Annotated in this window: 19 protein-coding genes; 7 read left to right on the forward strand and 12 right to left on the reverse strand. The window is 73.8% G+C overall.

Annotated features, from left to right (window positions below; genetic code table 11):
- Positions 1 to 2: 2 nt before the first annotated feature.
- A complete protein-coding gene (locus tag AC07DU_RS18105; RefSeq protein WP_479112257.1) occupies positions 3 to 659 on the reverse strand; it encodes a nucleoside/nucleotide kinase family protein in 657 nt (218 codons plus the stop codon).
- A gap of 93 nt (positions 660 to 752) precedes the next feature.
- Between AC07DU_RS18105 and AC07DU_RS18110 the strand changes: the two genes are divergently transcribed.
- Positions 753 to 2,198 carry a WGR domain-containing protein gene (locus tag AC07DU_RS18110; RefSeq protein WP_360890369.1) on the forward strand — a complete coding sequence of 482 codons (1,446 nt, stop codon included), beginning with the start codon at positions 753 to 755 and terminating at the stop codon, positions 2,196 to 2,198.
- A 17-nt stretch (positions 2,199 to 2,215) separates the two neighbouring features.
- Here the strand turns inward: AC07DU_RS18110 and AC07DU_RS18115 are convergent, their stop codons facing one another.
- On the reverse strand, positions 2,216 to 2,590 hold the full coding sequence (locus AC07DU_RS18115) for a cupin domain-containing protein (RefSeq protein ID WP_479112259.1): 375 nt from the start codon (positions 2,588 to 2,590) through the stop codon (positions 2,216 to 2,218).
- Positions 2,591 to 2,728: 138 nt separating this feature from the next.
- Between AC07DU_RS18115 and AC07DU_RS18120 the strand changes: the two genes are divergently transcribed.
- The gene (locus AC07DU_RS18120; protein WP_360890375.1) at positions 2,729 to 3,397 is read left to right on the forward strand and encodes a DUF2293 domain-containing protein; all 669 of its coding nucleotides are present in this window, start codon (positions 2,729 to 2,731) and stop codon (positions 3,395 to 3,397) included.
- Here AC07DU_RS18120 and AC07DU_RS18125 read toward each other — a convergent pair.
- Positions 3,390 to 3,983: a chaplin gene (locus AC07DU_RS18125; RefSeq protein ID WP_479112261.1), complete on the reverse strand. Its 594-nt coding sequence runs from the start codon at positions 3,981 to 3,983 to the stop codon at positions 3,390 to 3,392. The genes AC07DU_RS18120 and AC07DU_RS18125 overlap by 8 nt on opposite strands.
- A 195-nt stretch (positions 3,984 to 4,178) precedes the next feature.
- Between AC07DU_RS18125 and AC07DU_RS18130 the strand changes: the two genes are divergently transcribed.
- Entirely contained in the window at positions 4,179 to 4,727 is a 549-nt protein-coding gene (locus tag AC07DU_RS18130; RefSeq protein WP_479112263.1) for a hypothetical protein, read from the forward strand.
- On the opposite strand, the gene AC07DU_RS18135 is transcribed toward AC07DU_RS18130, so the two are convergent.
- Complete coding sequence (locus AC07DU_RS18135; protein ID WP_479112265.1) at positions 4,708 to 5,913, reverse strand: SWIM zinc finger family protein; 1,206 nt, start codon at positions 5,911 to 5,913, stop codon at positions 4,708 to 4,710. The two genes, AC07DU_RS18130 and AC07DU_RS18135, sit on opposite strands and share 20 nt — an antisense overlap.
- On the reverse strand, positions 5,910 to 8,750 hold the full coding sequence (locus AC07DU_RS18140) for a DEAD/DEAH box helicase (protein ID WP_479112267.1): 2,841 nt from the start codon (positions 8,748 to 8,750) through the stop codon (positions 5,910 to 5,912). Before AC07DU_RS18140 ends, AC07DU_RS18135 begins: the two co-directional genes overlap by 4 nt.
- A gap of 213 nt (positions 8,751 to 8,963) precedes the next feature.
- On the opposite strand from AC07DU_RS18140, the gene AC07DU_RS18145 reads away from it, so the two are divergent.
- Positions 8,964 to 9,224 (forward strand): DUF6343 family protein, encoded by a 261-nt coding sequence (locus tag AC07DU_RS18145; RefSeq protein WP_360890384.1) that lies wholly within the window; start codon positions 8,964 to 8,966, stop codon positions 9,222 to 9,224.
- 37 nt (positions 9,225 to 9,261) lie between these two features.
- On the opposite strand, the gene AC07DU_RS18150 is transcribed toward AC07DU_RS18145, so the two are convergent.
- The 4 genes from AC07DU_RS18150 to rpsA all read right to left on the reverse strand — a co-directional run bounded on the left by AC07DU_RS18150 (position 9,262) and on the right by rpsA (position 13,110).
- Complete coding sequence (locus AC07DU_RS18150) at positions 9,262 to 9,669, reverse strand: tetratricopeptide repeat protein (protein ID WP_479032853.1); 408 nt, start codon at positions 9,667 to 9,669, stop codon at positions 9,262 to 9,264.
- A 66-nt stretch (positions 9,670 to 9,735) separates the two neighbouring features.
- The gene (gene coaE, locus AC07DU_RS18155) at positions 9,736 to 10,347 is read right to left on the reverse strand and encodes a dephospho-CoA kinase (RefSeq protein ID WP_479112269.1); all 612 of its coding nucleotides are present in this window, start codon (positions 10,345 to 10,347) and stop codon (positions 9,736 to 9,738) included.
- 120 nt (positions 10,348 to 10,467) lie between these two features.
- Positions 10,468 to 11,406 carry a PAC2 family protein gene (locus AC07DU_RS18160; protein WP_360890393.1) on the reverse strand — a complete coding sequence of 313 codons (939 nt, stop codon included), beginning with the start codon at positions 11,404 to 11,406 and terminating at the stop codon, positions 10,468 to 10,470.
- Positions 11,407 to 11,601: 195 nt separating this feature from the next.
- On the reverse strand, positions 11,602 to 13,110 hold the full coding sequence (gene rpsA, locus AC07DU_RS18165; RefSeq protein WP_360890396.1) for a 30S ribosomal protein S1: 1,509 nt from the start codon (positions 13,108 to 13,110) through the stop codon (positions 11,602 to 11,604).
- Between the two features lie 353 nt (positions 13,111 to 13,463).
- On the opposite strand from rpsA, the gene AC07DU_RS18170 reads away from it, so the two are divergent.
- Both AC07DU_RS18170 and AC07DU_RS18175 read left to right on the forward strand, forming a co-directional pair.
- The gene (locus AC07DU_RS18170; protein WP_360890400.1) at positions 13,464 to 14,312 is read left to right on the forward strand and encodes a class I SAM-dependent methyltransferase; all 849 of its coding nucleotides are present in this window, start codon (positions 13,464 to 13,466) and stop codon (positions 14,310 to 14,312) included.
- Between the two features lie 4 nt (positions 14,313 to 14,316).
- Entirely contained in the window at positions 14,317 to 16,944 is a 2,628-nt protein-coding gene (locus AC07DU_RS18175; protein WP_479112271.1) for an ATP-dependent RNA helicase, read from the forward strand.
- On the opposite strand, the gene pgfA is transcribed toward AC07DU_RS18175, so the two are convergent.
- The 3 genes from pgfA to AC07DU_RS18190 form a co-directional block, all read right to left on the reverse strand.
- Positions 16,934 to 17,914: a cell envelope lipid trafficking protein PgfA gene (gene pgfA, locus AC07DU_RS18180; protein ID WP_479112273.1), complete on the reverse strand. Its 981-nt coding sequence runs from the start codon at positions 17,912 to 17,914 to the stop codon at positions 16,934 to 16,936. The genes AC07DU_RS18175 and pgfA overlap by 11 nt on opposite strands.
- Positions 17,915 to 17,928: 14 nt before the next feature.
- The gene (locus tag AC07DU_RS18185; protein WP_360890409.1) at positions 17,929 to 18,069 is read right to left on the reverse strand and encodes an SPW_0924 family protein; all 141 of its coding nucleotides are present in this window, start codon (positions 18,067 to 18,069) and stop codon (positions 17,929 to 17,931) included.
- Positions 18,070 to 18,146: 77 nt separating this feature from the next.
- On the reverse strand, positions 18,147 to 19,403 hold the full coding sequence (locus AC07DU_RS18190; protein ID WP_479112275.1) for a lytic transglycosylase domain-containing protein: 1,257 nt from the start codon (positions 19,401 to 19,403) through the stop codon (positions 18,147 to 18,149).
- 184 nt (positions 19,404 to 19,587) lie between these two features.
- Here AC07DU_RS18190 and AC07DU_RS18195 point away from each other — a divergent pair, with 184 nt between their 5' ends.
- Positions 19,588 to 20,442 carry a DUF4184 family protein gene (locus AC07DU_RS18195; RefSeq protein ID WP_479032835.1) on the forward strand — a complete coding sequence of 285 codons (855 nt, stop codon included), beginning with the start codon at positions 19,588 to 19,590 and terminating at the stop codon, positions 20,440 to 20,442.
- The last annotated feature ends 10 nt before the right edge of the window (positions 20,443 to 20,452 follow it).

Consider the following 20,452-nt stretch of genomic DNA (forward strand, 5'->3'; position numbering starts at 1 on the left):
GCCTACGGGAGGCCGCTCCACGCGGGGTGCCGCGGATCGTCGGCCCGCACCACCACGTCGGCGGCCGACGCCGGGTCCGTGTCGGCCTCGTAGCGCGCGAAGGCGGGCAGCGTCCAGCGCGCGGACTCCTCGGTGCGGCGGGCGAGCGCGCCCGGGGAGAGCCGGATGTGGACGCTCAGGTCGAAGGGGAACCAGTGGCCGAGCAGCAGCGGCCCGTGCACGATCACCACGCCGCCGGAGGGGAGTTCCACGTAGGGGCTGCGGGTCGCCCGGTCGGTCAACGGGTCCCAGAGGTCGGGCAGCACCCGCCCGGTGCCGCCGGGGTCCGTCGGGCCGAACACCTCCCGCCAGAGCGCGGCCGTGTCGTACCAGCCGCTGAGGTACGCGTCCACGTCCTGGCGCCCGAACTCGAAACGCAGGGAGGCGGGGCGCAGGAAACCCCCGGCCGCCACCACCAGCACCGGGCGTCCGCGGGAGCGCAGCGCGTCGGCGAGCTCTCCGGCGAGCCCGCCGGTCCCGGCGGCGGGCGCGCCGTCGATGCCCACGCGCTGCCAGCTCGCCTGCTGCCAACTCGCCTGGTCAGCAGTACGCCCGGGGTCGTCGAGATGACCGGCGAGCCGCTCGGCCATCCGCTGCCATGTGATCGCTTCCCACTGCACCGGCCCATTGTCAGTGGTGGGCCGTAGCGTTTTTCACGAGGGATCACCGGCGGAGAGGTCGTCGGCGGCCAGGCTTTGGGGGAGGGGTTCGTCATGGCTCGGGAGACCACGTATCTGGAGCTGTCGCAGGACGGCGGCGGGGCGCACAAGTTCTACGAGGTCACCGTGGACGGCACTGCCGTGTCCGTGCGGTACGGACGCATCGGCGCCGACGGCCAGCTGCAGAGCTCCTCTTTCCCGACCGTGGAGAAGGCCCGGGCCGCCGCCGCGAAGAAGATCGGGGAGAAGGTCCGCAAGGGGTACGCCCCGGCCGTGCGGGGTCAGCGTGCGGCCCGGTCGGTGACCCGTCGTCAGGTGACCTCGGCACCGTCGACGGCGCGCGCGGTGGCCCCGGTGCTGTGGCGCCTGCGTACCGGCTCCGCGGCTTTCGGCATCCATGTGGACGAGGACCGCTGCTGGGTCGGCAACCAGGCCGGCGACGTCTACACGGTGAGCCACGGCGGGGAGGTGCTGGCGCGGTATTCGCTGCCGGACGGGGTGAAGTGCCTGGTCGCGGACGAGTTCTGGATATACGCGGGCTGTGACGACGGCACGGTGTACGACCTGTCGTCGAAGGTCCCCTTCGGCGCGTACGACATCGCCGCCGACGTCGACATCTTCTGGCTCGACATCCACGAGGGCGTGCTGAGCGTCTCGGACCACAGCGGCGGGCTGACGGTCATCGACCACGAGGACGAGTTCCAGTGGTCGCGGCGGTCGTCCGGTTCCAACGCCTGGATGGTCCGGGCGGACGCGGACGGGATCTACCACGGGCACAGCCGGGGCGTCACGGCGTACGCCCCGGACGGGGGACGCGAGCTGTGGCACACGGAGACCGGCGGCTCGGTGCTGTTCGGCTGGCAGGAGGAGGACGCGGTGTATGCGGGCACCGGCCACAACGCCGTGCAGCGGCTGTCGAAGGCGACCGGCGCGGTGGAGGCCACCTACCGGTGCGACGCCGCGGTGTACTCGTGCGCGACCTCCGCGGACGGCCGGCACGTCTTCGCCGGCGACCTCGCCTCCTCTGTGTACTGCTTCGACGCCGAGGGGCGGCGGCTGTGGAAGCTGGGCACGGGGAGCGGGGCCGCGCTGTCCATGCAGTACCTGGACGGGCGGCTGTATCTCGTGACCACGGACGGCTCGCTGGTCTGCGTGGATGCGAGCGAGCAGGCCATCGCGGCGGCCCAGCGGGGTTCGGTGCCGGCGCCGGTGGACGTGAAGTCGGCGGCTGCGCTCCCGGTGTTCACCCCGGCCGCGTCGGCCGCGTCGGTGGCGACCGTCACGATGGCCGCGGCGCCGGCGGGCGGTGTGGTGGTGGAGTGCGTCCAGCAGGGCGGCCGGATGCGGGTGCAGGTGGTCTCAGGCGGCTTCGACCCCTCGTGGAACGTGCAGTTCCCGCGCGGCATACGGGAGGCGGGCGCCCGGTACGTGGTCGACGGGCTGCACCCGGCCTCCGGGGGCTTCTACCGGGTGCGTGGGGAGATACGCCGCCTGGTGTGAGACCGGGGCAGGGGCCGTCACGCGGTGTGCTCCTGGCAGACCGCGGGCGTGGCCCCGGGCGGGGGCGGGGTGGGTATGGAGAACGGTGTCCCCTCGGGGAGCGCGGGGGTCACGTAGAGCACCACCGGTTCGCTGCCGAGGTTGTGGCCCAGGTGTATGTGCGCGATGCCCGCCGGTTCCACGAAGGTGCTCCCGGCCCGGTGCACCACGGTCGTGCGGTCGTGCAGGACCCGGGTCAAGGTCCCCGCCAGGACGACGGCATCCAGCCGGACCCGGTGGAAGTGCCAGCCGGTGCAGCCGCCGGGCGGGATGACGATCTCCCGGCCCACCGGAGACCTGACGACGCGCGCCCGACCGGGCCGCCGTGCCTTCATCGTCTGCCGTCCGCCCATGTGCCCTCCTCCGTGGACCGGCCTCGGTCCGAGGCCCCACCGTAGGAGGACGCGCCCCCATCCAGGAAGGGTTGATGAAACATCAACCTCAGCTCCTCACCAGGTGATATGAGGCCCGTACGGCGGTATCACACCTGTATGAGCCTGGTGGTGTTCGAGTCTCTGAAGCAGATCCACTGTGCGGAGTGCCGGCAGGGCCCGCTGCGGCACCTCGTGCGCGAGTCCGGCGTGCCGCGCTGCCTGGACTGCGCGGACCTCGGGCACCTGGTGTACCTCCCTCGCGGGGACGCCGCGCTCACCCGCCGCGCACGCGAAGGCAGTTCACTTTCAGCCGTCGTCGTCCGCTTCCACAGGCGCCGCCGCCGCTACGAGCGTCTCGGGCTCCTCGTCGAGGACGCCGCCCTGGCCCGCGCGGAGCGTGCCTGTCTCGCGGACTCCGAGGCGCGGGCGCGCCGACGGGAGCGCGACCGGCTGCGCCGCGCGGCCGAGGACGTCCGCTTCACCGCGGCCTTCGCCGCCGAGATAGTGCGGCTGTTCCCCGGCTGCCCGGCCGATCGGGCCGTGGCGATCGCCACCCACGCCTCGGTGCGCGGCAGCGGCCGGGTGGGCCGCACCGCGGCCGGCCGGGCCCTCGACGAACTGGCGGTCTCGGTCGCGGTACGGGCGGCGGTGCGGCACACCGACACCGAGTACGACGCCCTGCTGATGGCGGGGGTCCCGCGGTTCACGGCCCGCGCCCGGCTGGCCGCCCGGATCGACGCCGTCTTGGACGGGTGGCGTATCCCGCCCCCGGCGGACGCTAATTGAGGCGGAAGCGGCGGTAGAGGAGGGCTCCGCCGAGCAGCAGCGCTCCCCCGCCGGGCAGCAGGTAGCCCAGGCCTTCGGCGCCGGTGTGGGCGAGTGCGCCGGTGTGCCTCGGCGGCGCGGGCGGGGTCGTCGGGTGCTCGGTGACGGGCGGCTGGACGGGCTTGCCGCCGGTGGGCACCTCGCCGTTGACGGAGGTGTTGCCGTGCGAGGTGTTGCCGACGCCGACCACGCTCACGGCGTTGCCGCTGATGTTCAGCGGGAGGTCGACGGGAAGCTGGAGCCCGTTTCCGGAGAGCACCCCGGGAGAATCCTTTCCGCGTGCCTCGGCCACGGCACCGGAGCCGTTTCCGGCTCCGGGTTTCGACGGATGCGACGGCGTCGGCGCGGGATGCCCGCCGCCTGTGGGCGCCTCGTTGGCACAGCGGTTCCCCGCGGCGGGATTGAGGACGCCGACCACGCTCACGGTGTTCCCGCACACATTGACCGGGACGTGCACGGGCAGTTGCACCAGATTCCCCGACAGCAGCCCCGGCGATCCTTCGGCCCGACCACCCGCGTCCGCATCGGCGTAGGCGAATCCGCTCACGCCCGCGACCGCCAGCCCACCTCCCGCAACGACCGCCGCGATCAAGCCATTCCGACGACTGTGACGCATCAGTTTCCCTGCCTTCCGGAGGAGTTCACGGGTCTTGCCCCGCACCGGGAACAACGCCGTGAACCCGTTCGGGTTATAGAGCCGGTAGGCATTTCACTCAATCGTGTACTGGGTACTGCCTACTTCATGACTGATCGCCCGCTGCTCCTCCTCGACGTGGACGGCCCCCTCAACCCGTTCCGGTCCCTCTTCGCCGGTCTGCGCGGCTACACGAGCCACCGGATGCACCCGGACGTCTGGCTCTCGTACCGCGACCCCGACTCCCGCAGCGCCCGGCGCGGCGCACGGGTCCGGCTCCACCCGTCCCACGGCCCCCGGCTGCTCGCCCTGCCGTTCGAACTCACCTGGGCCACCGCCTGGACGCACCAGGCCAACACGATGATCTCGCCGCACGTCGGACTACCGGGTGATCTTCCTGTCGTCGAATGGCCGGAACTCTTCGTCAAGGACCCCGCCGACCTCTCGTGGAAGACCCGCCACCTCGTCGACTGGGCGGCCGGCCGGCCCTTCGCCTGGGTCGACGACATGATCACCCCGCGCGACCGGGCCTGGGTCGCAGCCCACCACCCGGCCCCGGCCCTCCTCCTGCGCGTACTCCCCCGCCACGGCCTGCGCGAGGGCGACTTCACCACCCTGGAGCGCTGGGCGGCCGGGCTCAGCCCAGCAGAGCGGTGACCGGGTCCGGCGAGGGGCGGCCCGTGGGCCACCAGTCGTCGTCGTCCGGGCGGGACTCGTAGGCGTACCAGAGGGCGTCGCGGCCGAGGCGGAGCTGGCGGGTGTGGAGCGTGAGCCGGTTGCGGTCCGGGCGGAAGGAGCCCTGGGAGGCGGCCAGGAGCGCCGGGCGGGCCCGGTCGAAGGGCCCGGCCGGGGGGTCCCAGGACTCCTCCAGCACGGCGAGGGCGGCCCGGCCGCCCTGACGCCAGGCCGCGGCGGCCCGGGCGAGGTCGGTGGTGCTGCGGCCGGTGGCGCGGGCCAGGTCCCGGTAGAGGGTGCGGGCCGCGCCCGTGAGACCCGAGGTGGGGTGCGCCGAGGCCAGCCGGACCGCGTCCTGCCAGAGGCTGAGCCCGGCGATCGGGTCCTCGCCGGTGGTGAGCACGGCGAGGGCGCGGGCGGCCGCGTCCGAGGCGAGCTGGTCGAGCGCCAGCGGGTCCGGGGCCGCCGGGTCGGCCGGGTAGGCGGGCGCCGCGCCCACGGCGGCGGGCGCCGCGAGCGGCGCGGGCAGCGGCGGCAGGACGGTGCGGGCGAGCGCCGCCCGGGCGGGGACCCCGGGGAAGTCCGGCGCCGCGTCAGGCTGTTCGCGCGCGGCGTGGGCGGCGTTGCGGCGGGTGAGCTCGTCGAGGAGCTCCCGCTCGCCCCGGCCGCGCAGGAGCAGCAGGACGAAGGGGTCCTCGTCGAGGAGGCGCGCCGCCCGGTAGCAGAGGGCGGCCGCGTGCTTGCACGGCGGGCGCCCGAAGTCCGGGCACGAGCAGTGCGGGACGAGCTCGCCCGCACCGGGCAGGACGCTCTGCGCGAGCGACTGCGGAACCTCGCGCTCCAGCAGGGTGGCCAGGGCCGTGGGATCGGCCGCGACCGCCTCCAGGAGCTCGCCCCACTCCGCGTCCGCGAACGCGGGCAGGATCAGCTCGGTGCGGTAGGGCCGGGGCCTGCTCCCCCGCACGTACGCCACGATCCGTCCCGGGGTGACGGTCACCGCGTCGACGTGCCCCTCCTCGGCGTACGCACGGCCGCGGGTCAGGCGGGCCGCGTCGCCGGAGACCTCCTCCAGCGCCGACACCCAGGCCCGGCCCCACCAGCTCACCGCCTCGGCCCCGGCGGGCACGGTCTCGAAGGTGCGGCGGCGGTCGTCCCGCGCGGTGATCATGCGGGCCTCCGCAGGGAGACGAGGTCGGCCAGCTCGCGGTCGGTCAGCTCGGTCAGCGCCGACTCGCCGGAGCCGAGCACGGCGTCGGCCAGGGCCCGCTTGGCCTCCAGCATCTCGGCGATCCGGTCCTCCACGGTGCCTTCGGCGATGATCCGGTGGACCTGGACGGGCTGGGTCTGGCCGATCCGGTAGGCGCGGTCCGTGGCCTGCTCCTCGACGGCCGGGTTCCACCAGCGGTCGAAGTGGATGACATGGCCGGCCCGGGTGAGGTTCAGCCCGGTCCCCGCGGCCTTCAGCGACAGCAGGAAGACGGGCACCTCGCCCGCCTGGAACCGGTCCACCAGCTCCTCGCGCCGCGGCACCGGGGTCCCGCCGTGCAACAGCTGGTGAGAGATCCCCCGGGCCGACAGGTGCCGTTCGATGAGGCGGGCCATCGTCACGTACTGGGTGAAGACCAGCACCGAGCCGCCCTCGGCCAGGATCGTGTCCAGCAGCTCGTCCAGCAGCGCCAGCTTCCCCGAGCGGTGCGGGATCCGGGGCTGGTCCTCCTTCAGGAACTGGGCCGGGTGGTTGCAGATCTGCTTGAGCGAGGCCAGCAACTTCATGATCATGCCGCGCCGTTCCATGCCCTCGCTCGACTCGATCACCGCCATCGCCTCGTCGACCGCGGCCTGGTAGAGCGAGGCCTGTTCCCGGGTCAGGGAGACGGGATGGTCGGTCTCGGTCTTCGGCGGCAGCTCGGGCGCGATGCCGGGGTCGGACTTCTTGCGGCGCAGCAGGAACGGCCGCACCAGCGCGGACAGCCGGGCGACCGCCGCCTCATTGCCGCCGTCCTCCTCCTGCTGGTGCTCCACCGGGCGGGCGTGGCGGGCCCGGAACGCGGTCAGCGGACCCAGCAGCCCCGGCGTGGTCCAGTCCAGCAGCGCCCACAGCTCGGAGAGGTTGTTCTCCACGGGGGTACCGGTCAGGGCCACCCGGGCCGGCGCCGGAACCGTCCGCAACGCCTTCGCGGTCGCCGAATGCGGGTTCTTCACGTGTTGCGCCTCGTCGGCGACGACCATGCCCCAGCTCTGCTCGGCGAGCAGGGGGGCGCTGGCCCGCATCGTCCCGTAGGTGGTGAGGACGAAGCCCCCCTCGCAGGAGGTCAGGTCCTCGATGCTGCGGCTGCCGCCGTGGAAGCGGCGCACGGGTGTACCGGGGGCGAACTTCTCGATCTCCCGCTGCCAGTTGCCCAGCAGCGAGGCGGGACACACCACGAGCGTCGGCTCACGGCGGTCCCGGTGCAGGTGCAGCGCGATCAGCGTGACGGTCTTCCCCAGGCCCATGTCGTCCGCCAGGCAGCCGCCGAGACCGAGCGAGGTCATCAGGTCCAGCCAGGCCAGGCCGCGCGCCTGATAGTCGCGCAGCGTGGCCTTGAGGGCGGCGGGCTGCTCCAGCGGGGCCAACTCGCCCGTCAGCCGCTCCCGCAGGGCGGCCAGCGCCCCCACGGGCACCGCCTCGACCGGCTCCCCGTCGACCTCGGCCTCCCCCGACAGTACGGTGGCCAGCGCGTCCACCGGGTCCAGCAGGCCGAGCTCCCGCTTGCGCGCCTTGCGCACCAGCTCCGGGTCGACCCGCACCCACTGGTCCCGCAGCCGCACGACGGGCCGGTGGGCCTGCGCCAGCGCGTCCATCTCCCCAGGGGTGAGCCGGTCGCCGCCCAGCGCCAGCTCCCAGGAGAAGGCGAAGAGGTGCTCGGCGTCGAAGAAGGCGGTCCCGTCGGTCGCGGACCCGGGCGCGGTCGACCGTACGACCGCGGTCGCGGACAGCGTACGAGCCAGCTCGCGCGGCCAGTGGACCAGCACCCCGGCAGCCGCCAGGCGGGTCGCGGCCACCCCCAGCAGGTCCTCCAGCTCCGGGTCGGACAGCGCCAGCGAATCGGGCACGGGCTGGTCCAGCAGGCGCAGCAGCGGCGGCCAGACGCGCGCCGCCCGGCGCAGCGCGAGCACGGCGTCGATCCGGGCGCGGGGACCGAACCCGGCCGCTGCCAGGCCCGCCCACAGCTGTCCGGCATCGGTGACCAGGGTCGGATCGGCGAGGCTGTGCACCTGCACGACGGCGGCGCCGGCGCGCCGGGTGTCCTCGTCCTCCGCCTCGTCGAAGAGGCGGAAGGAGGACAGGTCGAGCCGCAGCGAGATCCCGACGCCGGTGTCGGCTCCGGCCGCGACCTGCGCGGCCCAGTCCCGCATCCCGGGCACCCGCTGCGCCTCCCGCGCGGCGAACGGCCCGCCGGCGGCCACGGCCGCGGCCGGGGTGCGGGGCAGGCTGTCGGCGACGGCGTCGAGGAACGCGCGGACCAGCGCCTCCGGTTCGGGCAGATGGAGCGGCCGGCGGCCGGCGAGGGGGGTCGCGTACCCCTCGGGCGGCAGCGCGGCGGCGATCGCCCGGAGGTGGCCGACGTCGGCGGCGTCCAGTGGTCCGGCGCGCCACGCGTCGACGCCCTGCGGGGTGAGCCCGGGGAGCAGTCGGCCACGGGCGGCGAGGGTGAGCGCCTGGTGGGCGGCGGTGCCCCAGGCGCGGGTGGCGGGATGCGCGGCGGGGCTGCGGGGCGCCTGCGCGAGCAGGGGCAGCGCGGAGGCGACGGAGAAGGTCACGGCGGGCACGGTCCGGCTGCGGACCCCGTCGCCGTGCGGGCGCACGACCGTGAGCGGCCCCGGGGTACCCGCCTCGGGCAGGGGGCCGCCGTGGGGCGCCCAGAAGGCGACGCGACCCTCCCGGGGGACGGCGGCGGGCAGGAACACCGCGGCGTGGCGCAGCAGTACCGATGCCTGCGGCTGCGGCTGCGGCTGCGGTGTCACGGTGTCCCCCTTCCCGTCGGTGCCCACCTCTGCGGGGAGTGTGGGCGGATGTCTTCTGCCGACGAGTCTAGGCGCGGCCACTGACAACGCCTCTGACCTGCGGATCAGCGGCCCCAGCGGCCCAGTTCCACCGCGTAGCCGTACGGCCGTGGCCGAGCTCAGCCCTGACGCACCGCGACCCCGGTGGGACCATGGAGCTGAGAGGCGATGACCATGCGTACTGGAAACGAGCCCGTGACCGCGCGCAGTCCGCTGCGGCTGCGGTTCTGGCTGGGCGTCTGGGGGCTGATCTGGGCCGTCGGCGGGGCGGTCGCGTTCTCGCTGGCCGGCCGTCCCGGGTGGGCGGCCGCCTGCGCGGTGCTCGCCGTGATCGTGGCCGTGGACCTGGTCATGGTCGTGCGCCACATCCGCCAGGGGCCGCACTACCAGCCGGGGCCGGACGTCCCTCCGTACGAACCGCCGGGCAACCGGTGAGGCTGGACGGCCTCCCGGTCCGCCTGCCCGAACCGAATCAGGATCCGGCTCCCGGGCCGTCCTGGTCGTCGAAACGGGCCGCGGCCAGGTATTCCGGCTGCGGGTCCAGGGCCGCGGCCAGGCGGAAGTGCTTGCGTGCCTGCCCGGGCCGGCCCGCGCGCTCATGGGTACGGGCCAGCGCGAAGTGCGCGAAGGCGTTGTCCGGCTCCCGCTCCAGCACCAGCTCGAACTCCAGCTCCGCCGGGCGCAGTTGGGCCGCCGCGAAGAAGGCCCGGGCGCGCAGGAGCCGAGCCGCCGTGTTCTCCGGGTGGGCGGCTACGACCGAGTCGAGCAGCTTCACCGCGCCGCGCGGGTCCCGTGCGGCGAGCAGCCGCTCGGCGGCCCGGTAGTCGATGACGTGGGTTTCCGGGCTGGACGGCGGGGTGGGGCGCGTGGTCTCGGACACGGTCCAGATCCTTCCCTCTACGGGCGCGTCCAACGCGCCCGCCCTCTCCGCTATTCCATGCACACGTCAGGCAGTGGCGCCGCCTGCGGCCCGCTCCCTGAGCTCGTCCCACACCTTGCGCACCTGCGGCTCCAGCGCCTCCAGCGGCCCGTCGTTGTCGATCACCAGGGTCGCGACCGCGAGCCGCTGCTCCCGCGTGGCCTGCGCGGCCATCCGGGCCCGCGCCTCCGCCTCGGACATCCCGCGCAGCGCGGTCAGCCGTGCCAGCTGCGTCTGCGGCGCCGCGTCCACCACGACCACCAGGTCGTAGAGCGGCGCCAGGCCGTTCTCCGTGAGGAGCGGTACGTCGTGCACCACGATCGCGCCGGTCCCCGCGGCGGCCTCCAGCTCGGCCGAGCGGGCCCCGACCAGCGGGTGCACGATCGCGTTGAGCGTCTGGAGCCTGGCCGGGTCCGCGAACACGATGGACCCCAGCTTCGGGCGGTCCAGTGCCCCCTCCGGCGTCAGCACCGACTCGCCGAACGCCGCCACGACGGCCGCGAGGCCCGGCGTACCGGGCTCCACGACCTCGCGCGCGATCCGATCGGCGTCGACGACGATCGCCCCGTACCCCGCCAGCAGTCGCGAGACCTCGCTCTTGCCGGCGCCGATTCCGCCCGTCAGTCCTACTTTCAGCATGCTCGCACCCTAGTACTGCGACCGGAAGGGTCACAGCACTAGCCCGAAGCCCGCGGCCCCCCGGCAGGCCGGCAGGCCGGCCCCTCGGCCCTCGGCCGCAAGCGCCGGCAGGTCAGCGTCTCAGCCCTCGCCCTCGCGCTCCGCCAGGAACCGCTCGAACTCGCGGCCGATCTCGTCCGCCGACGGCAGCTCCGCCGGTTCCGCGATCATGTTGCCGCGGCTCTCCGCTCCGGCGGCCGCGTCGTACTGGTGCTCCAGCCCCTGCACCAGGCTGACCAGCTCCTCGTCGCCCTCCCGGATCTGCCGGTCGATCTCCGTCTGGGTCCGGTGCGCCTCGGTGCGCAGGGCGTGCGCCACGGCCGGCAGCACCAGCCCGGTGGCGGCCGTGATCGCCTCCAGCACCGTCAGCGCGGCGTCCGGGTACGGGGAGCGCGCGACGTAGTGCGGTACGTGCGCGGCGACGCCCAGCACGTCGTGTCCGGCCTGGGCCAGGCGGAACTCCACCAGGGATTCCGCGCTGCCCGGCACCTGCGCCTCGTCGAAGGGGCTGCGGTGCCCCGGCATGAGGTCGGTGCGGTTGCCGTGCGGGGTGATGCCCACGGGGCGGGTGTGCGGGACGCCCATCGGAATCCCGTGGAAGTTCACCGAGAGGCGGACCCCGAGACGCTCGACGATCTGCCGGACGGCGACGGAGAAACGCTCCCACTCCACGTCCGGCTCGGGGCCGGACAGCAGCAGGAAGGGCGCTCCGGTGGCGTCCTGGACGAGCCGGACCTCCAGCCTGGGCTCCTCGAACTCCGTCCAGTGGTCGCGCTGGAAGGTCAGCAGCGGGCGGCGCGCCCGGTAGTCCACCAGCCGGTCCGCGTCGAAGCGCGCCACCACCTGGTGGGGCAGGGTGTCCAGGAGGCGCTCGACGATCTGCTCACCGGTCTCACCCGCGTCGATGTACCCCTCGAAGTGGTACAGCATGACCAGCCCGGCCGAGTCCTGGGCGACCGCCAGGTCGGCCACCGCCAGACCCTTGGCATCCCATTCGTACAAACCCTGTGGATCAAGCACTGCCACCACTCCTCCTCGCCGCGTTCTCTGCCAAGAACGTCCAAGGACGCCCCACCATTCCCCAGTTGGCCGCATTCACAGGAACGCAATCACGAACACGACCAGGAACGCGGTAAGGCCCGCCCCCCGGAGGGGACGGGCCTTACCGTCAACTCAACCCGCTCGGCTCACACCGGAGTGTGATGCGCGCTGCGATCAGCTCTGGCCGCCGGCCAGCTTCTCGCGGAGGGCGGCGAGGGCCTCGTCGGACGCCAGGGCGCCAGAGGTCTCGTCGGACTCCGAGGAGTACGAACCACCCGAGATGCCCGCACCGGCGCTGGCACCCGCGGCCGGGGCGGCAGCACCCTCGGCGGCAGCGGCCTCGTCGGCCTCGCGGCTCTTGATGACCTGAGCCTGGTGCTGCTCGAAGCGCTGCTGCGCCTCGGCGTACTGGGTCTCCCAGGCCTCGCGCTGCTTGTCGAAGCCCTCGAGCCAGTCGTTGGTCTCGGGGTCGAAGCCCTCGGGGTAGATGTAGTTGCCCTGGTCGTCGTAAGACGCGGCCATGCCGTACAGGGTCGGGTCGAACTCGACCGACGCCGGGTCGGCACCGAAGGACTCGTTGGCCTGCTTCAGCGACAGCGAGATCCGGCGACGCTCAAGGTCGATGTCGATGACCTTGACGAAGATCTCGTCGTTGACCTGGACGACCTGCTCCGGGATCTCCACGTGGCGCTCGGCCAGCTCGGAGATGTGGACCAGACCCTCGATGCCCTCGTCCACGCGGACGAACGCACCGAACGGAACCAGCTTGGTGACCTTACCCGGGACGACCTGACCGATCTGGTGGGTCCGGGCGAACTGCTGCCACGGGTCTTCCTGCGTCGCCTTCAGCGACAGGGAGACACGCTCGCGGTCCATGTCGACGTCGAGGACCTCGACGGTGACTTCCTGGCCGACCTCGACAACCTCGGACGGGTGGTCGATGTGCTTCCAGGACAGCTCGGAGACGTGGACGAGACCGTCGACGCCACCCAGGTCCACGAAGGCACCGAAGTTGACGATCGAGGAGACGACGCCGGAGCGGACCTGACCCTTCTGCAGGGTGGTGAGGAACGTCTGGCGAACCTCGGACTGGGTCTGCTCGAGCCAGGCGCGGCGGGACAGGACCACGTTGTTGCGGTTCTTGTCCAGCTCGATGATCTTCGCCTCGAGCTCCTTGCCCACGTAGGGCTGGAGGTCGCGGACGCGACGCATCTCCACGAGAGAGGCCGGCAGGAAGCCGCGGAGGCCGATGTCGAGGATGAGACCACCCTTGACGACCTCGATGACGGTACCGGTGACGATGCCGTCTTCTTCCTTGATCTTCTCGATGGTGCCCCAGGCACGCTCGTACTGAGCGCGCTTCTTCGAGAGGATCAGGCGGCCTTCCTTGTCCTCCTTCTGGAGAACCAGGGCCTCGATCTCGTCGCCGACCTTGACGACCTCGTTCGGGTCGACGTCGTGCTTGATCGAGAGCTCGCGGCTCGGGATGACACCTTCGGTCTTGTAACCGATGTCGAGGAGAACCTCGTCCCGGTCAACCTTGACGATGACGCCGTCGACGATGTCGCCATCGTTGAAGTACTTGATCGTCGCGTCGATCGCCGCGAGGAACGCGTCCGCGTCGCCGATGTCGTTGACCGCAACCTGCGGGGTGGTGGCGGTGGTCTCGGTGCTGCTCGTCATGTGGGAAAGGGCTCCGGTTACGGACAGAAAGTCGTAGGTACTGCTACGCCGGGAGCCCTTATCGGCATCTGCCGAAGAAGCCGGACAGCCAAGGAGACCCCCTTCCGCGCAGAAGCGGTGGGGCCTCGAGAACCGAGGGGACATCAACAGATGCAAGCGCAGCCTGCTAGGTCTGAGGAGCACAGGCTCGCAGCGCAACTTGTAGCATACGGGGGCAGCCGGACAGGGTCAATGCGCGAAGGCGCACACCCCCGGCGGATGGCCGCATAACCGGCACAATTCGTGGGCGCGGCGGCCTTGCTGAGGCTTCCTGCCACATCCGAAGACATTCGCAGACTACGACGACGGGCCCCATGAACCAAGAGGACTACACCCCCGAAGCGGCGCACGAGGCCGATCCGGGTTCCGTGGAGGACGCCGAGGCCACCCGGCGTGACGCGGGGGAAGCGGAGAGCAGCCGGGCCAGCCGCGGGTGGTGGGACCGCAACGCCGACGAGTACCAGAGCGAGCACGGCGCCTTCCTCGGCGACGACCGCTTCGTGTGGGGCCCCGAGGGCCTGGACGAGGCGGACGCGGCCCTCCTGGGCCCCGCCGCCCTCCTCAAGAACAAGGACGTCCTGGAGATCGGCGCCGGCGCCGCCCAGTGCTCGCGCTGGCTCGCCGCCCAGGGCGCCCGCCCGGTGGCCCTGGACCTCTCCCACCGCCAGCTCCAGCACGCCCTGCGCATCGGCGACGACGTTCCGCTCGTCGAGGCCGACGCGGGCAGGCTCCCCTTCCGCGACGGCTCCTTCGACCTCGCCTGCTCCGCCTACGGGGCCGTGCCCTTCGTCGCCGACCCGGTCAACGTCATGCGCGAGGTGCACCGCGTACTGCGCCCCGGGGGCCGCTGGGTCTTCTCCGTCACCCACCCCATCCGCTGGGCCTTCCCGGACGAACCCGGCCCCGAGGGGCTGACCGTCGCCGCCTCCTACTTCGACCGGACCCCGTACGTGGAGCAGGACGAGCAGGGTCACGCCGTCTACGTGGAGCACCACCGCACCCTCGGCGACCGCGTCCGGGACGTGGTGGCGGGCGGCTTCCGCCTGCTCGACCTGGTCGAGCCGCAGTGGCCCGAATGGAACAGCCAGGAGTGGGGCGGCTGGTCCCCGCTGCGCGGCAACCTGATCCCCGGCACGGCGATCTTCGTGTGCGAGAGGGACTGATCCCTTGATACGCCAGGCCGCCCTCGACGCCCTTCCCGTCCGGGAGGCCGTCCCCGCCCTCCTCTCCGCGCTGGACGCGCACGGCACCGCCGTGCTCTGCGCCCCGCCCGGCACCGGCAAGACCACGCTGGTGCCCCTGGTGCTGGCGGGGCTGGTGGGGGGCGGCCCTCGCCGCCGGGTCGTGGTCGCCGAGCCCCGGCGGATCGCCGCCCGGGCCGCCGCGCGGCGCATGGCCTGGCTGCTGGGCGAGAAGACCGGCGACTCGGTGGGCTTCACGGTGCGCGGCGAGCGGGTCGCGGGTCCCGGCACGGTGGTGGAGGTGGTCACCACCGGCGTGCTGCTCCAGCGGCTGCAGCGCGACCAGGAGCTGGACGGGGTGGACGTGGTCGTCCTGGACGAGTGCCACGAGCGCCACCTGGACGCCGACACGGCCGCCGCCTTCCTGCTCGACGTACGGGAGACCCTGCGCCCGGACCTGCGCCTGGTGGCGGCTTCGGCGACGACGGACGCCGCGGTCTGGGCCCGGGTGCTCGGTCACGGCGGGCCCGGCGACGCGCCCGTGGTGCGGGCCGCGGGGGTCTCGTACCCCGTGGAGACCGTATGGGCTCCCCCGGCCCGGCCGGTGCGGCCCCCGCACGGCATGCGGGTGGATCCGGCGCAGCTGGCGCACGTGGCCTCGGTGGTGCGGCGGGCCCTGGCCGAACGCGACGGCGACGTCCTGTGCTTCCTGCCCGGCGTCGGCGAGATCGCCCGGGTCGCCGGGCAGCTCGGCGGCGTGGACGCGGAGGTGCTCCAGGTCCACGGCCGGGCTCCGGCGGCGGTGCAGGACGCGGCGCTGACGGCGTCGCAGCACCGCCGGGTGATCCTCGCGACGGCGGTGGCGGAGTCCAGCCTGACCGTGCCGGGCGTGCGCGTGGTGGTGGACTCCGGGCTGGCCCGCGAGCCCCGCGTGGACCATGCCCGGGGGCTGGGCGCGCTGGCGACCGTACGGGCGTCCCGCGCGGCCGGTCGCCAGCGCGCGGGCCGGGCCGGGCGGGAGGCGCCGGGCGCGGTGTACCGCTGCTGGGCCGAAGCGGAGGACGGCCGGCTGCCCGCGTTCCCCTCGCCGGAGATCCGCATGGCCGATCTGGCCCAGTTCGCCCTTCAGGCCGCCTGCTGGGGCGACCCGGAGGCGGCCGGGCTGGCCCTGCCGGACCCGCCGCCGGCCGGAGCGATGGCCGCGGCGCGGGAGGTGCTGGTCGCGGTCGGCGCCGTGGACCCGGCCGGGCGGCCGACCCCGCGCGGCCTGCGGATGACCCGGCTCGGGCTGCACCCCCGGCTGGCCAGGGCCCTGCTGGACGGGGCCGACGCGCTGGGCGCACGGCGTACGGCGGAGGTGGTGGCCCTGCTCAGCGAGGAGCCGCCGCGGGAGTACGGGGACGATCTGGCCGCCGCCTGGCGGGCGGCCCGGCGCGGGTCGGACCCCTACGCCTCGCGCTGGCGCGCGGAAGCCCGCCGGCTGGAGCGCGCCGCCACGCAGGACCCCGAGGGGCTCTCCCCCGCCCCGCCCCTTCCCGAGCCCGGGACTCCGCCGCGGACCCCCGGAAATCCAGCCTCGCCGGCGTGTGAGGCGCGGGGTCCGGGGCGGAGCCCCGGCAGCGGAGCCGCGCCCGATGACCTCGCCGCCGGGCTCGTCGCCGCGCTCGCGTTCCCCGAGCGGGTGGCCAGGGCCAAGGGGCAGGGGGCCTTCCTCATGGCCTCGGGGACGGCGGCCGAACTCCCCGAGGGGTCACCGCTGCGCCACGCCCCCTGGCTGGCGGTCGCCGTCGCCGACCGGCCCCCGCACGCCGCCTCGGCACGCGTCCGGCTCGCCGCCGTCATCGACGAGGACACCGCCCGGGCCGCCGCCGCCCACCTGCTGACCGAGGGCGAGGAGGTCCGCTGGGAGGACGGGGACCTCGTGGCCCGCGCGGCGCAGCGGCTCGGGGCGATCGAGCTCGCCGCGCGCCCACTGCGCAACCCCGACCCCGCGCTCGTGCGGGCCGCCCTGCTCCAGGGCCTGCGCACCGAGGGCCTCGGCCTGCTGCGCTGGTCGCCCGACGCGCAGACGCTGCGGGCCCGGCTGGGCTTCCTGCACCGGACGCTCGGCGGCGCCTGGCCCGACGTGGCGGACGACGACGCCCTGCTGGAGCGCGCCGACGCATGGCTGGAGCCGGAGCTGTCCCGGGCCCGGCGCCGCGCCGACCTGGGGCGGATCGATGCCGGGCAGGCGCTGAACCGGCTGCTGCCGTGGGCCTCCGGTGAGGCCGCCCGCCTCGACGAGCTGGCTCCGGAACGCCTGGAGGTGCCCAGCGGATCCCGGATCAGGGTGGACTACGCGGCGGAGCACGGGCAGCCGGTGCTCGCCGTGAAGCTCCAGGAGCTGTTCGGCCTGGCCGAGACCCCGCGGGTGGCGGGCGTACCGGTGCTGGTGCACCTCCTGTCCCCCGCCGGACGGCCCGCCGCCGTCACCGCCGACCTCGCCTCCTTCTGGCAGGGTGGCTACCGCGCCGTCCGCGCGGAGCTGCGCGGCCGCTACCCGAAGCACCCGTGGCCCGAGGACCCGGCCACCGCCGAGCCGACCCGTCACACCAACGCCCGGCTCAGGCGCTGACCCCTTCCTCTTCCTCCCGCGCCCGGCGGCCGCGGGCCTCCAGCCACAGCGCGACCCCGAGCAGCGCGAGCCCGCCGGCCGTGAGGCCGACCGGCGCGTAGGTGTGCAGCGCGAGGATCTTCGTACGGTTCGACTTGACCAGGTCGACCGTGTAGTCGGAGTAGTCCTCGCGCATGGTGACGTGCCCGGCGAAGGCGGTGAGCTTGCCGTCGGGGCCGCCCGCCGCGATGCCGCCGCGCATCTCCTGCTGGATGTCCTGCTCTGCGTTGACGGGCGCCCCGGTGACGGGGTCGACCCAGAACCTGGCCTTGACCGTGTACCAGAGGGTGGTGCCGGTGGCCGCCTCGATCGTCGTCGGGTCGATGCCCTCGATGGGCATCTTCTTCGGCATGGGCACCTTGGTCCAGGGGACGGTCTGCTCGAAGTAGTAGACGTCCACGCCCTTGAAGGTGCGCGGGCCGACGTAGTGGATCGGCGAGGAGGTACGGGTCTGCGCGTCGAAGTACAGGTAGTCGCGCGGCTCGGTGAAGAACGGCCACTTGAACTCGATGCCCTCGCGCTTGACGGCGTCGCCGTCGACCATCTCGCCGGTGGCGTGCACCGGGTCCTGGGTGTGGGCGTCGAAGATGTAGCGCTCGGGGATCTGGGAGACCGTCTTCCCGTCCGGGCCGATGATGTGCGTGAGCGTGTCCCAGACCACGACGTCCTTGCCCGCGCTCGACTCGATCTCCTTCGACGCCTCGACGTTGCCCTTGAGGGTCTGGACGATCGTGACCTTGTCGACCTTCTTCGGCTGCATGCCGCCGGTGTAGTCGAGCAGGGTCGCGTCCTTCGCCTCCAGGACCACCTCCTGGTACTGGTTCGCCGGGATCTTGGCGAGGCGGGGGTAGGCGTACCAGCGCAGCAGCGGCGCGAGGGCTGCGCAGAACACGGCTAGGGCCAGCAGGACAAGGCTCGCTCTGCGTCGCACGGCCGGGCCCTCCTCTACTGTCCGGGCGCGGGGGGCGCGGTGGTGAGCAGGGGCTTGGGTGAGGTCCTGCCTTCGGGCGCCCCGAACGCCGTGACGGCGAGGACGAGGAGCACCGCGAGGGCGAGACCGCTGGCGGCGGCGATGAATGCGCGCATGCCGGGCCTCCGGAATCTGATGGAGCGTCAGGGAGGAGGCACCGTAGCAATCCGAAGGCGAGATGAGAACGGTTCGACTACGGGGTTTCCCCCGGCGCGGGGGCCGGGGACGAGGTGACCTTCGGGAGCGGGGTGGGCGTCGGGGACGCGGTGGGCGACGGGGACGCGGTGGGCGACGGGGACGCGGTGGGCGACGGCGTGGGCGTGGGGGTCGGCGTCGGGACCGGGGTCGGCGGCGTGGGGCTCGGCGTGGGGGTGGGGCTCGGCGTGGGGGTGGGTGTCGGCGTCGGCGTGGGAGTCGGCGAAGGCGTGGGCTTCGGGACCGGTGTCGGCGTCGGCGTCGGCGTCGGGGCCGGGGTCGGGGTCGGGGTCGGGGTCGGGGTCGGCGTGGGGGTCGGGCTCGGCGTGGGCTTCGGCGTCGGGGTGGGCTTCGGTGCCGGTACCGGTGCCGATGGCGCCGGCACCGACGCGCCGGCACCCCCGCTGTCCGGGACCTCGTGCGCCCCCTTGAGGTAGTACGCGAACCAGGACCGCACCGTGCGCAGGTACGCCGTGGAGTGGTTGTACGACAGGACCGCCCGGTCCAGGTCCGCGTCCACCCGCAGGTCCCGGGCGCCCGCGCACAGGTACCGCCCGGCCGCGAGGGCCGCGTCGTGCACGTTGCTCGGGTTGCGCCGCCCGTCGCCGTCCGCGTCCTGGCCCCATGCCGCCCACGTCGAGGGGATGAACTGCATCGGCCCGACCGCCCGGTCGTACCGGGCGTCCCCGTCGTAGGCCCCGCCGTCCGTGTCCGGGATGTTCGCGAAGCCGTTGCCGTCGAGCACCGGCCCCAGGATGGGCCGCAGCGTGGTCCCCGCCGTGTCCACCTGGCCGCCGCGCGCCTGCCCGGACTCCACCTTGCCGATCGCCGCGAGGAGTTGCCAGCGCAGCCCGCACCCGGGGTCGCTCCGCCCCACCGTCTGCTCCGCACGCAGGTACGCCGCGAGCACGCTCGCCGGTATCCCCTGCGCCCCCTGCGCCGCTCCGGTGCCGGCCACCGCCGGCACGGCTTCCGGCGTCGCGGCCGCCTCCGGCTGCGTGGCCGCCGCCTCGTCCGGCAGCACCACGGCGGGAGGCTCAGGGCTGACCAGGGGCGGGAGTTCGGTGATGTAGGCGGTGTCGCCGCCGGCCCCGTCCGCCGGGAGGGGCGTCGCGTCGTCCTGCGCCGCGCTCACGCGGTCCGTGCGCGCACCGGCCGGTCCCTGGGAGGCGGTCACCGCGGCGACCACCAGTGCGGAGATCAGGGCGGCCGTCGCCCCCCTGCGCAGCCTGCGTCCGATTATTCGAGCCGACATGAGCCGAACCCCTCTGCCTCGACGTGCGCGTGACCCTACGTCAGCTGCCTGCACAGGGCACGGACCGCGGGCCGGAATTCACCACATCCCCACGTCCGTGGGCAGGTCACGCATACTGTCGGGACCCTTCGGGCGCATTGGCCCGAAGTAAAGGGACTGCCCGGGAAAGTCCAGGAGGGGTGTCATGCCGTTCACTCTCAGCCATGCGGCGGCCGTACTTCCGGCCATCCGTCGGACCGGGCGTGCCCGCGGCCCCCTCGTCGCCTCGGCCTTGGTCCTCGGCTCGTTCGCGCCGGACACCTTCTACTTCACGGACGCCGTCGTCGAGGGCGTCATGGCCTACGGGTCCTTCACGCACTCGCTGCCAGGGGTGTTCACCGTGGACGCCGTGCTCACCGCCGCGCTCGTGGGGTGCTGGCTGCTGCTGCGCGAGCCGCTGATCGCGCTCCTGCCGCGTGGCTGGAGGGGCCGGGTCCATGCCTTCGTGCGGGGCGAGGACTGGCGCGTGCGCCGCCGACTGCCCTCGCTCGCCCTCTGGTTCTACCTCTCGGCGGTCGCCGGCTCCCTCACGCACGTGGTGTGGGACAGCTTCACGCACATGGACCGCTGGGGGACGAACGCGCTGCCGGACCTCGGCAAGCCGCTCGCCTTCGGCCTGCCCCTCTACTCGTACCTGCAGTACGGCACTTCGGCGGTCGCGGCCTGCGCCCTGCTCTGGTTCACGGGGACCGCGCTGCGGCGGCTGCCGGCCTCCCCGGCCCCGGCGTCCGTGCCGGTGCTCGGCCGTGCGGAGGTCCGGGGCTCCCTCGCCCTGGTCGTGGTGTGCGTGGCGGCGGGGGTCACGATGCGCGTGATCCGCTTCTTCACCTTCTTCGACCGGATCCGCTCGCCGCTCGACATCATCCCGACGGTCTGTTTCGGCGCGGGCGGCGGGCTCGCCGTGGCCCTGCTGCTGTACGGGGTCCTCGTACGGCTCCGGCACCGCGGCGACCGCGCCCGTACGGACGAGGAAACGCGGACGCCCGTCCCCACCGCCTGAGCGGGGACGG

Source organism: Streptomyces sp. NPDC045695 (assembly GCF_056432025.1).